We start from the raw sequence: 266 nt of genomic DNA, 5'->3' as shown, positions 1-266 counted from the left end.
ATAGAGAAGAGCTCGAAAAAACGCTCGCTTACATACATCAGCATAAAGTGGATTACGCCGATTTATATTTTCAATCAAGCCACCACGAATCATGGGTGCTTGAAGACGGCTTAGTTAAAGAAGGCTCTTATAACGTTGAACGTGGCGTTGGTGTACGTGCTGTAAGCGGCGAAAAAACAGGTTTTTCTTACTCTGATGCAATAAATCTTGAAGCACTTAATAAAGCGGCTACAGCGGCTCGTAGCATCGCAGATGCTGGCGAAGAT

At 43.6% G+C, this 266-nt stretch carries 1 protein-coding gene; it reads left to right on the top strand.

Going from position 1 to position 266, the window contains the following annotated elements; translation table 11 throughout:
- The coding region (locus AAEY57_RS20160; RefSeq protein WP_350608680.1) for a PmbA/TldA family metallopeptidase at positions 1-266 on the top strand (266 nt) is incomplete at both ends.

It is taken from the genome of Pseudoalteromonas sp. MER144-MNA-CIBAN-0113, assembly GCF_040308965.1.
Classification (GTDB): Bacteria; Pseudomonadota; Gammaproteobacteria; order Enterobacterales; family Alteromonadaceae; genus Pseudoalteromonas; species Pseudoalteromonas tetraodonis.
Note: the sequence above shows the minus strand (reverse complement) of the source record. Positions and strands in the feature narration are given on the sequence as shown.